The sequence below is a fragment of the Thalassobacillus cyri genome (assembly GCF_900107755.1).
Taxonomy (GTDB): Bacteria; Bacillota; Bacilli; order Bacillales; family Halobacillaceae; genus Thalassobacillus; species Thalassobacillus cyri.
On record NZ_FNQR01000004.1, the window covers coordinates 261,038 to 278,814 of the forward strand.

The following is a 17,777-nucleotide window of genomic DNA, read 5'->3' on the forward strand; positions in this document are numbered from 1 at the left end:
ACTGTCTCCAGAACAAGAGCGTACAGGTAGTGACTTTTGTTAAGACCTGGTGATGCTTTTACAGTTAAACTCCCTTTTGCTGAAGACTCAGTTACGAGATAAATTGTTTCCGTTACGGTTGAGAATCTCTGGAGGTCCGGGAAATCACTCGCTTTCCGTGGGCATGTGGTGAGCTTCCTCAGGCTTCGCCTTCCGGGATCTCACCATGTACTAATTTCCCATAGGACTTTGATTAAGCTTCTTGAATAAACACCGCACGAAGGAAATGCGTAGCATTTTCGAGGAGTCTCGCAATTTCCCAAACCTCCTTGCGTTTATGAGAAATGGAAACATAGTTAGGCAGAATCATTCAACCATAGTAACAGCTGCAATGAGGGCTTGTTTCCTGGATAATTGGACCTTGTTGCTATGCAGAGAATGTGGAAGATATCTTCTATATAACACAGGGTTCGTTCATCAAAAAACGGATAGGGGGCGGGGAAACGGTGAGACTCCCGTGGGAGAAGGATTCAGGCGAGACCCCGGAAGACGAAGTCTGAGGAGGCTTGCCACTCCCCCACAGGAAAGAAATGAATGCGTAATCGCCTTGGGAGACGACACGCATAAGCAGAACAGCAAAAGGGAAGGGCTCTTTCTTCCCGTTGATGGATTGCTTATGTCGCGAGTTCTAGGCGATGAAGCTGGAAAGCGAATCGTTTCCCAGCCTCCCTTCATCTTGAACTCAGCAACGAACCCAAATTATCTTGAAATCAAGTCTTCGACTTTTCGGCCCTATAATTGAATATAGGTGTTCAATGATGTCCTTATCATTTATTGGGCATCTTTTTTTTGGCAACTATCCTCATAAAACTTTTATAGGAAAATGCATGGTTTCTGCAAATTTAACTACTAAGCTGAAAATGTCATAAGAAGGGGGTGCCGGTAATGTATGAAATATTGAACTGGATCAGCAGGGTAGTAATGGAACCGGTTATCCAATTGTCATACAGTGTACAGGAGTGGCCGTTATTATATGCGTTAGTGCTTGGACTTGTAGGTGCAGCTGCTCCATGCCAGTTGACAAGCAACATCGGTGCAATGACATTATATGGTAATCAATCACTCCGTGAAAAAATACCATGGGGTTCTATTGGAATGTTCATAATTGGGAAAATCATCGTTTTTTCTGGACTGGGATTTATCTTCTGGTGGCTCGGAAGGGATATATTCCAGGAATTGCAAGCGATGTTTCCATGGATGAGAAAAGCGATCGGCCCTTTATTAGTAATGATCGGCATTTATTTATTAGGTTTGATAAAATTCAACAAGACGGTGACCTTATTTAAGATACCACAGCGTTTAACGAATCAGCAGTCGCCGTGGGGCAGCTTCTTTCTGGGTGCCGGCTTTACATTGGCTTTTTGTCCGACCATGTTCGTGTTGTTTTTCTTTACATTGATGCCGATTGTAGTAGCCACACCTTATGGTGCCGTTATGCCGACCGTTTTTGGTGTCGGCACATCCATACCGCTGTTAATTTTCATCGGGGTGATTGCCTATTTCGGTTTGAGTGGTAACCTGTTAAGAAAAGGCCGTCGTGTCGGTACAATAGTACAGCGTATTGCTGGTATACTACTAATAATCGTAGGAATTTTAGATACATTTACGTATTGGTAGAATAAAGAATAGAGGCTGTTAATATGTTGAATAAACTCTCATTGAAAGTGGCATTGATATTCTTTGTGTTCATTATGATTGTAGAGGTGCTGCTTTTTTCTGTACTTTATACTAACCTTGTTTCCAACCAGGTGGATGAGGTACTAGAAGGGTTGCTTGCCCGGGGCAGCAGTCATAGGGATGTACTGGAAAAAAGTTTCGATGATATCACCTTGAATCATGTAGCTTTAATGGAAACAGAAGCTGCCACTGATGTCATCATTACAGGAAAGAATGGGGAAGTACTTTCTAAATCAACGGAAGCTACAAAAGAAATCATTCAACTGATTGATCATGAAAACTCTATAAATGTAAGCCATGCTGGTAAGGTTATTGAAGATAGATGGAGAACTGCCCCTTATATTGCAACACTATCCCCTATTGTCATAGATGGAGAATTAGTGGGTCAGGTTTATATGTTTTCTCCTTCTGACGCTGTTCAAAACGTCGTGAATGAGCTTACCAGACAATTCGTAATCATCGGCTTGCTTACGGTTTTGTTGACAATTATTACAATATTCATTTTGACACGATTCCTAACCTTGCCTTTGATCCATATGAAGCAAGTAACCGAGCGGATGAGTACAGGGGAAACTGACATTTCACTTGAAACAACCAGCCGTAAAGATGAATTAGGTGAGCTTGCCAGTGCTATCCAGACATTAGCGAGTGAATTAGAGCATTTAAAACGGGATCGTAATGATTTTTTAGCGAATATTGCCCATGAATTGCGGACTCCGCTTACTTATATCAAAGGATACGCAGACATTGCCGGCCGTAGTAGTTTATCCATGGAAGAACGTGGACATTACTTGGATATTTTAAAAGAAGAGTCTGAACAACTGACATTATTGGTCAAAAACCTTTTTGCTTTGGCAAAAATGGATCAAAATCAATTTTCTATTGCCCCAGAGCAAGTGAAGTTGTGTGATTCTTTAGAAAAGGTAGTGAAACGGCTGCATCCAGTCTTTGATGAAAAAAAGGTGATGCTTGACTTGAACTGTCCCATGAATGTCGAAGCGTTCGTGGATCCGGAACGTTTTCAACAAATCATGCTCAACTTGTTGGATAATGCCTTAAAACATTCGCCAGCTGGAGCAACGATACGCATTTCATCAGAAATGCAACAGGGGGTAGCCGTGGTGCATGTAAGTGATGAAGGGAGCGGCATCCCTGTTGAGGAATTACCATTTATCTTTGACAGACTGTACCGTGTAGACAAATCGCGTTCCAGAGCAAGTGGTGGGTCTGGATTAGGTCTGGCGATTGTAAAAGAAATCATCCGGCTGCATGACGGTAAAATAAATGTAAAAAGCAGACTTGGGGAAGGGACGACTTTTATGATGGAACTGCCAGGAGGGAAGAATAATGGCTAAGGCATTATTAGTAGACGATGAACAACGGATGCTGGATCTGCTCCAGCTGTATCTGACACCTGAAGGCTTTCAATGTGAACAGGCTGCCTCTGGAGAAGAAGCGGTGGAAAAGGTAACGGAAACTTCATTTGATATCGTCCTATTGGATATCATGATGCCAGGAATGAGCGGCTGGGAGGTTTGCCAATCAATCAGGGAAATCTCTGAAGTGCCCATCATCATGGTGACAGCTCGGGAACAAAAGGAGGATATCGTAAAAGGGTTGAAGCTTGGAGCGGATGACTATATTACCAAGCCGTTTGATGCAGATGAACTGACTGCCAGAATGGAAGCCTTATTAAGGAGAACCGGGAAAGAAAACAGTGTAGACATTGATGGGCTTAAATGGGATGGAGACAATCATCAACTTACTTATCAGGAAAAGCCTATCAAATTGACGCCGAAAGAATTTGCGGTGATTGGTTATATGATGAAGCATCCGAATCGGGTTTATGACCGTCATCAATTGATTGAACTGATATGGGGATTTGACTCTGATACGGAAGGAAGAACCATCGATTCCCACGTCCGTAATATGCGGGAAAAAATAAGACAGTCAGGGTTTCCGATCGATGACTATTTCCAAACGGTATGGGGTGTCGGTTATAAATGGATACAATCCTCGAAAAGTTAATAATTTTGTCACGTCTTCTCAATGATTTCTCCATAATTAAAGGATAAAGTGAAAGTAAGAAAGGAGGGATCGTTGTGAAGCGGAAATTGTTGGCAGGGATAACAGCTATAGCTTTAGTACTAGGGCTTGGAAATGTCGTTTTGGCTCATGGGGATGGACCAGGACAAGGACCAGGACAAGGATTCTGGCAGGGAAGCTTTGAAGAAATGTTGCCTTTTATGAAAGAAATGCATCCAGACTTCAATGACTCACAATTGGAAGAAATGTACCAGGATTGCCATGGCCAAAACGGACCGAACGGACCGGGTAATGCCGGCAGAGGCATGATGAATAACTTTTAACACAGGAAGGGGAATACCCCTTCCTTCTAATTTAAATAAGTAAGGCAGTTGAATTTATTCGACTGTCTTTTTTCATATACGTATATGATTAGGATAATACCTACCGTGGAATGGGTATAATGTGAACATGAAAAAAGGAGTGGATATATTTATGATGAACGGTGGTGGAATGAACGGAGGTATGGGTGGGTTTTTTGGTTTCGGATTTATTTGGATTCTGATTATCATTGCCATAATTGCGATTGTAATTTGGATGATGAAACCAGGTTCCAATAATAAACCGGAACATACCTCCAGTAATAAATCTCTCGATACGTTGAAAGAAAGGTTAGCGAGAGGAGAAATTTCGGAAGAAGAATACGATCGTTTGAAGCGGAAATTAGAACAATAATCCAGAAGAAAGGAGTATCATGATGTCAGATAAAGATAAGCAGCTAGGAAATAATCACCAGTATCATCAGAATCACGAAGACCATGTTAATCATGAACATCACGATGACCAGGAGCATCCTGACGGCCATGAAGAACACGGTCAACATGAGAACCATGATCATGCAGGCCATGGAGGTGGTCATGATCATCACGGCCACGGAGACATGGTAGCTGATTTCAAGAAACGATTTTACATTTCGTTATTATTGACCGTGCCGATATTAATGTTATCTCCAATGATTCAAGGGTTCCTTGGAGTAGATTGGCGATTTCCATTTGATCAATGGATCTTATTCGGCCTTTCTACCATTGTATTTTTCTATGGTGGCTGGCCATTCCTTACCGGTGGTATCAGTGAACTGAAGCAGAAAAACCCTGGTATGATGACTTTGATAGGATTAGCGATATTTGTCGCTTATGGCTACAGTTCACTCGTCGTATTCGGCTGGAGCGGGAAGAACTTCTTCTGGGAGCTTGCTACGCTGATCGATATCATGCTGTTGGGTCATTGGATTGAAATGCGTTCAATCATGGGAGCCTCCAATGCTCTGGAGGAATTGGTCAAGCTGATGCCGAATGAAGCGCACCGTGTCCAACAAAATGGAGAAACAGAAGATGTGGCTGTTTCTGATTTAAACACAGGTGATATTGTTTTAGTAAAACCAGGTGAAAAGATTCCGGTAGATGGTGTCATTACCGAAGGAAAATCAGCAATTGATGAATCGATGCTGACCGGAGAATCTATGCCTGTAGAAAAAAATGTCGATGAAGAGGTTATCGGAGGGGCAGTCAACCAGGAAGGTTCCCTGAAAATCGAGGTTCAGAAGACAGGGGATGACACCTATCTTTCTCAAGTCATTACCTTAGTAAAAGAAGCCCAGGAATCGAAGTCTAAAGCTCAGGATCTTGCTAACCGTGCAGCTAAGTGGCTATTTTATATTGCATTAGCTTCAGGGTTCGGTACCTTGTCCATCTGGCTCGCATTAGGCTATGCGTTCGATGTCGCCCTGGAGCGGATGGTGACAGTCATGGTCATTACTTGTCCCCACGCACTTGGACTGGCTGCACCGCTTGTGGTAGCTGTTTCAACATCGATTTCCGCAAGAAAAGGCCTATTAATCAGAAACCGCACTAACTTTGAAGGTGCCCGTAATTTGAATGCTGTCGTCTTTGATAAAACCGGTACCCTGACAAAAGGGGAATTTGGTGTTACCGACATTATTGCTGCAGGCACTCATACCGAAGATGATGTACTGCTATGGGCTGCGAGTGCCGAACAAAACTCCGAGCATCCACTCGCTGAAGGGGTTATTCACAAAGCCCAGGAAAAAGAATTGAAGCTGAAAGAAGTATCAGACTTTGAATCAATGACAGGCAAAGGCCTGAAAGGAACGGTAGAAGGAAAAGAAGTCCTTGTCGTCAGTCCGGCTTACGTTAATGAGCGTTCGTTTGACTATGATAAGGAACAATTCAATTCCCTTTCTGAAAAGGGGAAAACGGTAGTCTTCGTAGTGGTCGAAGATGAATTGATGGGTATGATCGCATTAGCAGATATGGTCCGGGATTCTGCCAAAGATGCCATTTCTGAATTGAAGGCAATGAACATCCATCCAATTATGTTGACAGGTGATAATCAAAAGGTCGCAGATTGGGTGGCAGAACAGGTAGGAATTGAAGAAGTCTATGCAGAAGTACTTCCGCATAACAAATCTGACCAGGTCAAAGAAATTCAGCAGAAAGGCTGGAAAGTTGCCATGACAGGAGATGGAGTCAACGATGCTCCTGCTCTGGCTACAGCTGACTTAGGGATTGCTATCGGGAGCGGTACAGATGTCGCTATGGAAACAGCTGATGTGGTATTAGTAAAAAGTAACCCACAAGACGTAGTAAGTATTATGGATCTCTCGAAAAAGACGTACCGGAAAATGGTACAGAATTTATGGTGGGCAGCTGGTTATAACATTATTGCCATACCACTTGCCGCTGGTGCATTGGCATTCATGGGAATATTGTTGAGCCCTGCAGTCGGTGCAATACTGATGAGTCTCAGCACCGTCATTGTGGCAATAAACGCGAAACTATTGAAAGCTTAATAAGAGAGGCTGTGTGAGAGTTTATTCTTACACAGCCTTTCATATTTTTTGTAAAATCTGCACGATATCTGCAATGTTTGCGGGTACTAATGAACAGTTAGTAATTTATTATGAGGTGAAACAAAATGAACAGGAAAATAATTGGCTCAGCAATGATAGTCATACTTTTAGGGCTAGGGGTGGTCCTATTTTTTAATTCCCCATACTATAACAACAGCAGCAACCAGTCTTTACCCGAAGAAGTTTTGGAAGAGGAAGGGACCAGTATTTTAGATGTAGGCAGCCAGGAGGCTGGAGATAGAGCGGTAAAAACTTTCGACCTGACAGCACAGGAGATAGAATGGGATATTGGCAATGGTGAGACAGTGAACGCGTGGACATATAACGGAACAGTACCCGGGGAACCATTGCGTGTGACGGAGGGAGACTTCGTACGAATCAATCTGAAAAATGAGCTGGATGTCCCGGTTACCATTCACTGGCATGGCGTCCTGCTGCCAAATAAAATGGATGGTGTTCCAGGTCTTACTCAGAATGCTGTCCAGCCTGGCGAAACCTTTACTTATGAATATATCGCTGATGACGCAGGCACTTATTGGTACCACTCTCATCAACACAGTTCTACCCAAGTGGATAAAGGATTGTATGGCTCCCTGGTGGTTGAGGAAAAAGAAAAAGAATATGAACGCGATGAGTTTTTCATTTTGGATGAATGGGCAGTTAATCAAGAAAAACGCGATATGTCCAATATGGGCGGTATGATGATGGGTGGTATGTCAGGCAATGGGGAAGCGGATACTCAGCAAATGTACGATACTTTCACCGTAAATGGAAAGGCTGGAGATGCGATTGAACCTTTAGTCATGAAAAAAGGTGAAACAGCGAGACTTCGTTTTGTAAATGCAGGCTATCAACAGCATCAACTAGTTTTTCCAAAAGGTTCTACCAAAGTGATTGCGAACGATGCAGAAAAAGTGAAGATTGAAAAAGGTTCCACAAATGTAATCGAAATTGCACCAGGAGAGCGGATTGATGTAGCATTTACCAAACAAACAAGTGAATCGGAAATTATTGGACAAAAAACGGACGTAGAGAACGCGGAAGATATGAGAATTCCAGTAGTCACTGAGAAGGGCTCTGACGTCAAAGCCAATAATATAGCAGCAAGTTCCGGGGTGGCTGACGGTGTCAGTTATGGAAGTGAAAAATTGCTTTTTGAAGAGACCCCGGAAGCAGATGTGACCTATAATATGGATTTAAGTATGGGGATGAACATGGGGGAGGGAATGGTTTTCCAAATTAATAATGATGTATTCCCAGATACTCCTCCCATTAAAGTCAGTGATGGAGACATCGTAAAGGTGAATATTACCAATAATGGAAGAATGAATCATCCGATGCATCTGCATGGACACAGATTCCAAGTTGTTTCCAAAGACGGAAGCGAGTTTGATAATCCGATTGTAAAAGATTTGATCCATGTGAAGCCTGGTGAACAATATACTATTTACTTCAAAGCGAATAATAAAGGAGAATGGTTGTTCCATTGTCATGATAACAATCACGCGGATCGTGGGATGGTGACAATCGTCGATTATAAAGAGGTATATTCTCCATTTGAAATCGGTGGAGAAAAAGGTAACAACCCAGGCTGATTAGATATTAAGCAGGTGGCAGACTGACAACTTATAGTTCCCCATATACACATGCCTAGAACAACACATCTTAATAATAAAACAAAAGACATTCTTCAGCCATAAAAGGCGGAAGAATGTCTTTTTTGTTTTATTTCGCAATAAACATTTGCGTCCAGACAGGACCATTCTTGGCATAACCGACACCAATATGAGTGAAGTTTTTATTCAATATGTTTCTTCGATGTCCTGGACTGTTCATCCAGGCTCTATTAACTGCTCTTGGTGTGCTTTGACCTTTAGCGATATTTTCACCTGCATGACTGTAATCAATATTAAAATCCTCCATCATGTTAAATGGGGAGCCATAGGTAGGACTACGATGAGAAAAATATCCTTTCCTGCTCATTTCTCTGGATTTATATCTGGCCACTCGTGAAAGTTCCCAGTCTGGTCTCAACGCTGGCAGTCCATATTTAGCTCGCTCTTGATTTGCTAATTGAATGACTTGATGCTCGATTCGTTTAATGGAATCGATGGTAGGGATAGTTAACTTCTGATAAGGGTAAATAAGGTCTGGGTTTTCCACCTGTGGGTTTGCTTCGATAATTTCAGTTACGCCCCTTTTGTACTTGACGGCAATTTTCCACATTGTGTCTCCCCTTTTAACGGTATAAGTTTCTGCAAATGCACTTAGTGGTAATATAAATGTTAAGCTCATTGTGATTAACAGTATTTTTTTCATCTTACTACCTCCTAGGTATTAAGATGCCAAAAATACTGTTAATCATTCTTTTTGAAACTGGGAAGGAGAGAAAGGAATATATCTGCGTTAATATTCAGTTTTTTTTATTAGGAGAGAGAATTAGTCTTCTCATAATAGAAGACATCAGGAATTCCTCGTTTTCTACTTTCATCCCAGCCTGTTCAATATTTTTAATCGTTTTACGGTTGATGTTTGCCCCGACGATATTCAGGCCGATCGGGTTCAAAATATCCATTGCTTTCCCGACGACTTCATTATCGCTTCGCATATGTTCAAGCATAATGACTTTCCCCTCAGCTTTGGTGACCCGGCGAATTTCTTTTAAGCCTTGGACCGGATCAGGAACAGAACAGAAGACACAGGTAGACACCACTGTATCAAATGTATTGTCCGGAAACTCCATTTGTTGCGCATCCATTTCGATCAAATCAAAAGATTGGGGCATCTTTCTTGCTTTATTTCTGGCTTTTTCCAACATGGCTGGACTGAAATCAATACCAGTAACTTCTACATATTTGGGATAGAACTTGAGATTAGACCCTGTACCAACACCGACTTCAAGTACTTTGCCATGTGCGTGTTGGAGCAGGTCTTCCCGCCATTTTTCACGTATCATCCGGTCCATTACATCGAATACGCTGGAAATGCGGTTATATCTTCGTTTAATCGTTTCTGTTTGTTTATTATTCATACAAGTGATATCCCCCTTTTATATTTAGTATACCAATTGTTGTTCAAGTAACTAGACAAATGGGATTATATAAGGAGCAATGCTTACAGATGAATGACAAACTTTCAATAAAGTAAGCTTATGTATCCCTTTAGTCTGCCAGAAACAGCAAAAGCTGGCTTATCGCCAGCCTTTACTATCTCTTTATTGCGTGACTTCTCCGTTCCATTCGTGCATGCCGCCATCCAGCGTTTGAGCCTGGTATCCTTGTTCATTCAAAATATCTGCGGCTTGGTCACTGCGTCTACCAGAAGCACAGACAGTGATATATTCTTTATCTTCATCTAGATCGTCCACTTTATTTTCAATTTGGTCGAGAGGAATATGAATGGCATCTGGAATCATGCCTTCTTCGACTTCCTCATCTGTCCGTACATCGAGTACTTCCACATCAGCTTGATTGCGTTTCTCGTCGGCTACCTCTGGATTGATTTTTGTTGCCATCTAAAATACCTCCTTATGATTTGTTATATAATAGATTTACCTCTATAGGTATAAGAAGAAACGTATTTTTAGATGACAATTATATTACTTGGATAGCGGCTTTCCCTGGTCGATGATTTGCTGCCAATTTGAACCTCCATCGGTTGTTCTGTAGGCATTGTCTGTCTCTCCGTTACTGGAAAGAATCGTGAATGCTTCATCGGCAGCATGATTCTTCGCAATGTACAAAATGGCTTGCTGTCCGATATCAGGCAAGGAGATCTTTTCCGCGGAACGATCCTCTAAATTTACGGCTTCCATAGTTGGTTCATTGGAATAAGTGGCGTAATATAACGTATCTTCTTCGAAAAATAAAGCCGTACCCTGGGTGTTTTCTTTAATCAGCTCAAAAGACTTCCCGCCATCCTCACTAAGATGGACGCCGTTCTTGGTGGAAGCGGCAACAATATTTTCATCTGTTGGATGTACAGCAATAGCGAAAGGACTGGTGCTTAATCCGTTAGCCTCTACGGATTCCCACGTTTCGCCATCATCTAAACTGCGATAAAACCCTGCCTCAAGCTTGGAGTTCGGTTGGATGTTCATAAGGTAGATGGCATGGTTCCTATAACCAACTCCCATCGTATGAAAATCGCTTTCCCCTTCAAACCCTAGATTCTCCATACTTTGGCCGCCATCAAAGCTTTTCTTGAGCCCTAATGGATTGGGCAAGTCCGAGTCTTTACCTGGATGACCGGACGTATAAAAACCATCCTCAACTGCATTGAATCCCATATAATCATTATGTTGTCCTTTTGTTTCCTGCCATTTCCCATCTTTATAAAATTTAAGTCCGGTATGGGAGGCAAATGCTATCCCGGTTTCAGGGTTCATATAGCCGATGCCATGGACATGATTGACAGAACCATCAAAAGGCTGAAGAAATTCAGCCATGTTCCCATTAGATTGATCTTTAGACTGACTCTCTGAATCGTTTTGTTCTGCCTTGTCGGTCTGTGTATCTTCTTCTGTTTGACTTCCTTCTTCATTTTGGTTACAGCCTGAAAGAATTATCCCTACACTGATGCTTGTTATAAGTAATAGTTTTTTAATCATAAGCAGCTCCTTCGTAAAAAAATCACATAGAGAAATTATAATTTATTTTTGTGGAGATTTCATGCAGAAAATAGAACTTTCTTTTACGTTGCAGGGATGCTTCCTGCATATTCCTTTTTCAATTTAAGGTTCATCGTATATAATCAGGAAAGAGATTGTCAGAATATGACGAACGTTGGAGGATATGATAATGAACCGGATTTGGATTCCTGTCATGATTTTGGTGCTGTTGTTTACCTTACCCTTGCAGAAAGGATTAGCAGCAGTGGATAAGCAGCCTGCAACAGAAAGTGAAGCTGCTATTTTAATGGATGGAAAAAGCGGCCAAGTATTATTCGAAAAAAATAGTGATAAAAAAATGTTTCCCGCAAGTATAACAAAGATTCTCACCGGCATCATCGCCATCGAGCAGGGGGAATTGGATGATAAAGTCATCGTCAGCGAGAGAGCAAGGAATGTGGATGGCACCAGAGTGTATTTGAAGGAAGGGGAGGAAGTCCCGCTTAAGAAACTGGTCCAAGGCTTGTTGATGAACTCCGGTAATGATGCAGGTATTGCAATTGCTGAGCATTTAGGAGGAAGTGTCGAGAACTTTGCCCAGGTGATGAACACCTTTGCTGAAGAAAAAGCAGGTATAGAGAATTCCAATTTTAAAAATCCGCATGGGTTATTTGATAAAGACCATTATGTAACGGCAAGGGATATGGCAAAAATAACCCAATATGCCATGCAAAATGAAACATTCAAAGAAATCGTGGGAACAAAAGAGCTGGAATGGAAAGGGGAAGAATGGGAAACCACCATCATCAATCACAATCGCCTGCTGTGGCGATATGACGATGCTACCGGGGCGAAGACCGGCTGGGTTACGAAGTCCGGACATACCCTGGTTGGGACAGCTGAACGTGGAGGTATGGAATTGATTGCTGTCGTACTTAAGGCGAAGAATGCCGAACAATCCTATACAGAAGCTGGTACCTTATTTGATTATGGTTTTGAAAATTATGAGTCGGCAACAATTCCGGCTGGAACCACTTATGAAAAAGATGGGATAGAATATGAACTGGAAGAATCCCTTCCTTATACAAAGAAAAAGGGAACGGTAATTACAGAAAAAGTGACTAGAAAAGGGTATTTACTGATTGAAGCAGACAATGGAATTTTGACAACAGGAGAATTAAAACAAGTGACCAAAGCAAGTGGGGAACCTGTTGATCAAGGAAAGGATGAGGGTGTAGAAGATGAGAACTCTTCCTGGAAAGATGCCATTTTCCAATGGTTCGCAAGTCTCTTTTCTTCTAAGTGAATGTAAAAAAGCTGTCACTGGAAAAGTTCGTTAAACTTTTCCGCGACAGCTTTTTTCATGTATTATGAAACTAACTTTTCACATTCATCTGCACATTTACGGCAAGCTTCTGCACATTTCTGGCAATGATCATGATCATGCTTAGCGCATTCTTCGCCGCAGTCACGGCATGCTTTTGCGCATAGTTGGGCAAGCTCTTGCACATATGGAGTATCACGGGTCAGAGATTGTTCGAAGAATGCACAAATATCAGCACATTCACGATCTAAGCGAATACATTCTGCCATTTCCTTTACATTGTCTTCCTGAAGACAGGATGTGTAACAATGGTTACACGCTTCCATACATTCATGTAAAACTTCGATGACACTTGCATACTTTTCATGACTCATATTCAATACCTCCTAAAATTTTTTACATAAATGCCATTTCCAATTTAAAAAGTAATTAAACCAAATTAGCATTAATTGGGAAAATAGTCTGAAAAATCATTGTTTAGAAAGTTGGTGCTCTATGGAGATGAATAAGCAGGGAGAATGGTTGGAAATCGTAATTCCTGAAAAATGGCAAGAGGAAACGGTCGAGTCTCTATTGAAGCATGTCTGGAAGACACCTAAAAAACTGTTACATCAGTGGCGTATGAATAAGGATGCAACGGTAAACGGAGAACTGGTTCCCTGGTCAACCTTGTTAAAGGTACAGGATCGATTTCAGGTGCGCCTATTCCAAAGAGAGGAATTTGGGGTTGTTCCAGACAAACTTGACATGCAAATAGTATATGAGGATGATCATCTGCTTGTGGTCAACAAACCTGCTGGTGTCGATACCCATCCGAATGAAGCCGGACAGACTGGTACGCTTGCCAATGGCGTAGCTTTTTACTTCCAGGAAAATGGGGTAGAGACTAGAGTAAGGCATATTCACCGTTTGGATAGAGAAACTTCGGGAGCTGTTCTTTTCGCTAAGCATGCTTTGGCCGGTGCAGTTTTGGACCGGCATTTAGAACAGAGAAACATCAGCCGTACGTATCTTGCCATGGTACATGGGCAGATTAAACAAGAACAGGGGATCATCGATCTGCCGATTGGAAAGGATCGTCATCATCCCAGCAGGAGACGAGTATCTCCAGGTGGTCAAAAGGCAGTGACCGAGTATCAGGTGATCAGGTTTGATAAAAAGCAACATGTCAGTGTAGTCAAGCTGAAGCTTCAAACGGGAAGGACGCATCAGATTCGTGTACATATGCACCATCAGGGTCACCCTGTAGTGGGCGATAAACTTTACGGAAAGAAAAATGATGGGTATGCGCGACAGGTTTTGCATGCAGCGAAGATATCCTTCCTCCATCCGATAACAGAGGAAAGGATTTCAGCATCAGCAGCTTCCAGTGACCGTTTACCTGAAATTTTTCAGCAGGAACTAATTAAAATAGCTAAGATTTAATAGTAAAAAAGGAGGACTTGCATAATGAAGTACGTCATCATAGGCGGGGACGCAGCAGGAATGAGCGCAGCCATGCAACTTGTCCGAAATAGTGAAAACCATGAAATTGTCACGCTTGAACAAGGCGATATTTATTCGTACGGACAGTGCGGTTTGCCATACGCTATCAGCGGCGAGGTAGAATCAACAGACAATTTGATTGCAAGGACAGCAGAAGCTTTTCGGGAGAAATATGGAATCGATGCACGGACCAGACACGAGGTTACGCGTGTCGACTGTGAACAAAAAGTGGTCTATGGAACCAATCTGGAAACGGGTGATTCCTTCCAGGAAAACTACGATCGTTTATTAGTAGCTACTGGTGCCAGCCCGGTGTGTCCACCGTGGGAAGGTGTGGAACTTCCAGGGGTGTTTCAGTTAAAAACAATTCCAGATGCACATCGGATCATGGAATATATCAACAAAGAAATCACTAATGTGACGATCATCGGTGGAGGGTATATCGGGTTAGAGATGGCAGAAAGCTTTGTACAGCTTGATAAAAAAGTAAGAATTATCGAACGAGGCAGCCAGCTTGCTAAGATTTTTGATGAAGATACGGCAGCTTTTATTCATGAAGAAGCAGAAAAACAGGGCATTGCATTGAACTTAGAAGAAAATGTCGAAGGCTTTGAAGGTAAAAACAGGGTAGAAAAAGTCATTACAGATAAAGGAACTTATGATACCGAGCTTGTTCTGGTTGCTGTAGGCGTTGCTCCAAATACCTCTTTTCTTCGTGGGACGGGGATCTATTTGACATTTAAAGATGCGATCCAGGTCAATGCCTATATGGAGACAAACATCAAGGATATTTACGCAGCTGGTGATTGTGCCACTCAATACAACCGTATCAAGAAAAAAGATGACTATATCCCGTTAGGAACCCATGCCAACAAACAAGGGAGCATAGCCGGATTGAATATGGCTGAACGTCCAAAAGCTTTTAAAGGCGTAGTTGGTTCCTCTATTATTAAATTTTGTGATTTGACTTTGGGTAGGACTGGAATTTCCGAAACAGAAGCAGAACAAATGAACCTTCCTTATAAGAGTATCACCATAAATGCGACAGATTCAGCTGGCTATTATCCCAACCCAGAGAAGATGACGCTGAAACTTACTTATCATGAAGAAAATTTCAAAGTGCTTGGAGCGCAAATCATCGGTGGTGAGGGAGTAGATAAACGGATTGATGTACTGGCCACGGCGCTTTTTCATGAAATGACGACAGAAGAACTGCTTGACCTTGACTTGTCCTATGCTCCACCGTATAACGGTGTGTGGGATCCGATACAGCAGGCTGCTCGTAAAGCGAAATAAGCAAGCCTCAGTCGGGATGACTGAGGCTCCTATTGTTTGGATTGTTAAGCGTTGTTGTTGATTGAAGAGCCTTATTCAACTATAGGGCCGAATTGTGGAAGACTCAGTTTCAAGGTAATTTAGGTCCGTTACCGAGACAGGGGAAAGGGTGGCTGGGAAACGATTCGCTTTCCTGTGGGGGAGCTGGCAAGCCTCCTCGGTCGTTTCACGACCTGTGGGGTCTCGTCTAGCCCCTTCTCCCACGGGAGTCTCACCGTTTCCCCCGCCACCTTATCCATATTTTGACGAACGAACCCTACGTAGTAGATATCTTCCACATTTACGGCATGAAAAGGCCCCAGGAAATAAGCTCTCTTTGTAGCTGTTACGATGATTGAATGATTCTGTATACTGATGTTTCCGTTACTCTTATAAAAGCAAGGAGGTCCGGGAAATTGCGAGACTCCAATGGGAGGATAGGAGATGGTGAGATCCCGCAAGGCGGAGCCTGAAGATGCTCACCGTACGCCCATGGAAAGCGAGTGATTTCCCGGACCTCCAAACGCTCATCAACATAACGGAAACATTTTCTCTCGAAACTGAGTCTTCAACTAAAGGGAGCTTTACTTGAAAATCAACACTAAGATTTAAAAGAACCTTTATTTTAGGTCATTCAGGTTATCAAAAATATGATCTGGTTCGACATCCAGTGATGGCCACTGGATTTTTTGCCGATTGACCCAGGCAGTCGTGAAGCCGTAACTTTTAGCACCTGCGATATCCCAAGGGTTGCTCGATAAGAATAAAATATTTTCCGGGTCAGCTATTTTTAGTTGTTTTTGAGCATAGGCATAAGCTGCTGGTGCCGGTTTGTAAACTTTTGGCTCATCTGCGCTCAACACCCTGAATGTATGCTCGAGCTGATTATTTTCTAATAATGGCTGGAGCATAGATGGGGTGCCGTTTGAGAAAATAGTCAAGGAGTTATCTGGTAAATGATCCTTGACGTTGTCAACCTCTTCATATGGTTGTAAATGCAGGTAGGCATCCATCAATTTCTCTATATCCCCAGAATGAAAATCAGCCTGGTTGATTTGCAGTGCATCCTTCAGCGCGTTTTGGGTAATTTGGTCAAAAGGCAGATAGCCATCGATCAACTGTCGGATCATAAAATAATGTACCTGTCTTCTGCGCCATTCCTGGCTGATTGCATCTCCTTTATTCGGGTATTTTTCCTCCAGCTTTTCTGTGACTGAATGGACATCGAACAGGGTACCATAAGCATCAAATACATAGGAATCAAACATGTTATAGCCTCCTTTCCATTAAATCTTCCCTATGAGCTCAGAGGTTAAAACAATTGGTTCACAAAATGTTCATGGGCTAAATATGTCTAATCGCTTCTTATATGGTAGAATATCATGATATGATTTCTATAGTTGTGTAATTTGTCATCGAGTTCACTCGACTGAAATAGAGGGATAAGCTGATGCGAAAATTTTCAATTTTTACTGTCATATTTACGTTTGTCGCATTGATATTAGGCAACCTGGTCGTTGCGACAGAATCTGGTGATGCATGTGGTACGGACTGGCCGTTTTGTAACGGTTCCCTGATACCCGCGTTTACGGATTACCATGTGGTGATCGAATATTCTCATCGAATTTTCACCACGATGTTGGGGTTAGTCATTCTGATCAATGCGGTGGGTGCTTATATTAAAAACCGCCAATCGAAAGCAGTCCGCCGATTATCAATTCTAAGCTTCGGTTTATTGATTCTACAATCAGTAATCGGGGGATTGAATGTATTATTAGGTACACCGCCAGGTTTTTCAACCTTCGATGTCATGTTCAGTCAATTGCTGCTGCTGACCATGGTATTGTTGAGCTACAGCCTTCATGAAAGCGAGTCGCCTGTGGAGCCCCATCATAGGGAAGCTGTAGCCATGAGTTATAAAGCCTTTACGTTAGGATTTGTGTTTTATATTTTTCAAACTGTACTCGGTGCCTTTTTCAAACATAGCCGTGCCTCCAATGTAATGTTGGACCTTCCGGCTCATGAATATCTGATTAAAAGTGAAAGTATAGCCAATGTGGTCTATTCCTTGCATTGGGTAGCTACTGTCATCGTTTTTGTTGGTGCTTTATGGTTTTTGATCTACTCTATGAAATTCCGCTATCATTTACCATTGGCATGGCTATACTTCATTTTTATCCTGTTGAATGCCGCTATTGGGATAATGATAGTCGTCACCAAAAACACAGTGTTAATGTCATCGATTCATATGATCGTTTCAACAATGACGATGGTGATCGGCGGCAGCATACTTGGAGGCTACTGGTTCAAGTTGAAAAAAAGAAAGATGAATATTTAAAAGGTCTGAGTCTGCTATTAAGCAGGCTCAGACCTTT

The 17,777-nt window shown here is 42.2% G+C and carries 17 protein-coding genes; 11 read left to right on the forward strand and 6 right to left on the reverse strand.

The window, feature by feature from the left end:
* The first annotated feature begins 924 nt into the window (after positions 1-924).
* The 7 genes from BLV00_RS07050 to BLV00_RS07080 all read left to right on the forward strand — a co-directional run bounded on the left by BLV00_RS07050 (position 925) and on the right by BLV00_RS07080 (position 8,265).
* Positions 925-1,656, forward strand: coding sequence for an urease accessory protein UreH domain-containing protein (locus BLV00_RS07050; protein ID WP_093043834.1), 732 nt, complete (start codon positions 925-927; stop codon positions 1,654-1,656).
* A 23-nt stretch (positions 1,657-1,679) separates the two neighbouring features.
* The gene (locus BLV00_RS07055) at positions 1,680-3,071 is read left to right on the forward strand and encodes a sensor histidine kinase (RefSeq protein ID WP_093043836.1); all 1,392 of its coding nucleotides are present in this window, start codon (positions 1,680-1,682) and stop codon (positions 3,069-3,071) included.
* Positions 3,064-3,744 (forward strand): response regulator transcription factor, encoded by a 681-nt coding sequence (locus BLV00_RS07060; protein WP_093043838.1) that lies wholly within the window; start codon positions 3,064-3,066, stop codon positions 3,742-3,744. Before BLV00_RS07055 ends, BLV00_RS07060 begins: the two co-directional genes overlap by 8 nt.
* 74 nt (positions 3,745-3,818) lie before the next feature.
* Entirely contained in the window at positions 3,819-4,085 is a 267-nt protein-coding gene (locus tag BLV00_RS07065; protein WP_093043840.1) for a hypothetical protein, read from the forward strand.
* 127 nt (positions 4,086-4,212) lie between these two features.
* The gene (locus tag BLV00_RS22510; protein ID WP_281242988.1) at positions 4,213-4,476 is read left to right on the forward strand and encodes an SHOCT domain-containing protein; all 264 of its coding nucleotides are present in this window, start codon (positions 4,213-4,215) and stop codon (positions 4,474-4,476) included.
* Positions 4,477-4,498: 22 nt separating this feature from the next.
* The gene (locus BLV00_RS07075; protein ID WP_093043844.1) at positions 4,499-6,610 is read left to right on the forward strand and encodes a heavy metal translocating P-type ATPase; all 2,112 of its coding nucleotides are present in this window, start codon (positions 4,499-4,501) and stop codon (positions 6,608-6,610) included.
* Between the two features lie 125 nt (positions 6,611-6,735).
* Positions 6,736-8,265, forward strand: a complete 1,530-nt coding sequence (locus tag BLV00_RS07080) for a multicopper oxidase family protein (RefSeq protein ID WP_093043846.1) — start codon at positions 6,736-6,738, stop codon at positions 8,263-8,265.
* A 130-nt stretch (positions 8,266-8,395) separates the two neighbouring features.
* Here the strand turns inward: BLV00_RS07080 and safA are convergent, their stop codons facing one another.
* From safA to BLV00_RS07100, 4 genes are all read right to left on the reverse strand, one after another.
* Complete coding sequence (gene safA / locus BLV00_RS07085; RefSeq protein ID WP_093043848.1) at positions 8,396-8,989, reverse strand: SafA/ExsA family spore coat assembly protein; 594 nt, start codon at positions 8,987-8,989, stop codon at positions 8,396-8,398.
* A 94-nt stretch (positions 8,990-9,083) separates the two neighbouring features.
* Entirely contained in the window at positions 9,084-9,701 is a 618-nt protein-coding gene (locus BLV00_RS07090; protein ID WP_093043850.1) for a class I SAM-dependent methyltransferase, read from the reverse strand.
* Positions 9,702-9,884: 183 nt separating this feature from the next.
* Positions 9,885-10,184: a rhodanese-like domain-containing protein gene (locus tag BLV00_RS07095; RefSeq protein WP_093043852.1), complete on the reverse strand. Its 300-nt coding sequence runs from the start codon at positions 10,182-10,184 to the stop codon at positions 9,885-9,887.
* Positions 10,185-10,268: 84 nt separating this feature from the next.
* Complete coding sequence (locus BLV00_RS07100; protein WP_093043854.1) at positions 10,269-11,279, reverse strand: F510_1955 family glycosylhydrolase; 1,011 nt, start codon at positions 11,277-11,279, stop codon at positions 10,269-10,271.
* 190 nt (positions 11,280-11,469) lie between these two features.
* On the opposite strand from BLV00_RS07100, the gene BLV00_RS07105 reads away from it, so the two are divergent.
* The gene (locus tag BLV00_RS07105; RefSeq protein ID WP_245728874.1) at positions 11,470-12,585 is read left to right on the forward strand and encodes a D-alanyl-D-alanine carboxypeptidase family protein; all 1,116 of its coding nucleotides are present in this window, start codon (positions 11,470-11,472) and stop codon (positions 12,583-12,585) included.
* Between the two features lie 62 nt (positions 12,586-12,647).
* Here BLV00_RS07105 and BLV00_RS07110 read toward each other — a convergent pair whose 3' ends face one another.
* Positions 12,648-12,977 carry a four-helix bundle copper-binding protein gene (locus BLV00_RS07110; protein WP_093043858.1) on the reverse strand — a complete coding sequence of 110 codons (330 nt, stop codon included), beginning with the start codon at positions 12,975-12,977 and terminating at the stop codon, positions 12,648-12,650.
* A gap of 121 nt (positions 12,978-13,098) precedes the next feature.
* Here BLV00_RS07110 and BLV00_RS07115 point away from each other — a divergent pair, with 121 nt between their 5' ends.
* Together BLV00_RS07115 and BLV00_RS07120 are read left to right on the forward strand one after the other, a co-directional pair.
* On the forward strand, positions 13,099-14,028 hold the full coding sequence (locus tag BLV00_RS07115; protein ID WP_093043860.1) for an RluA family pseudouridine synthase: 930 nt from the start codon (positions 13,099-13,101) through the stop codon (positions 14,026-14,028).
* Positions 14,029-14,052: 24 nt separating this feature from the next.
* Positions 14,053-15,384: a CoA-disulfide reductase gene (locus BLV00_RS07120; protein WP_093043863.1), complete on the forward strand. Its 1,332-nt coding sequence runs from the start codon at positions 14,053-14,055 to the stop codon at positions 15,382-15,384.
* 638 nt (positions 15,385-16,022) lie between these two features.
* Here the strand turns inward: BLV00_RS07120 and BLV00_RS07125 are convergent.
* Positions 16,023-16,670, reverse strand: a complete 648-nt coding sequence (locus BLV00_RS07125) for a haloacid dehalogenase type II (RefSeq protein WP_093043865.1) — start codon at positions 16,668-16,670, stop codon at positions 16,023-16,025.
* Between the two features lie 182 nt (positions 16,671-16,852).
* Between BLV00_RS07125 and BLV00_RS07130 the strand changes: the two genes are divergently transcribed.
* Positions 16,853-17,740: a COX15/CtaA family protein gene (locus BLV00_RS07130; protein WP_093043867.1), complete on the forward strand. Its 888-nt coding sequence runs from the start codon at positions 16,853-16,855 to the stop codon at positions 17,738-17,740.
* The last annotated feature ends 37 nt before the right edge of the window (positions 17,741-17,777 follow it).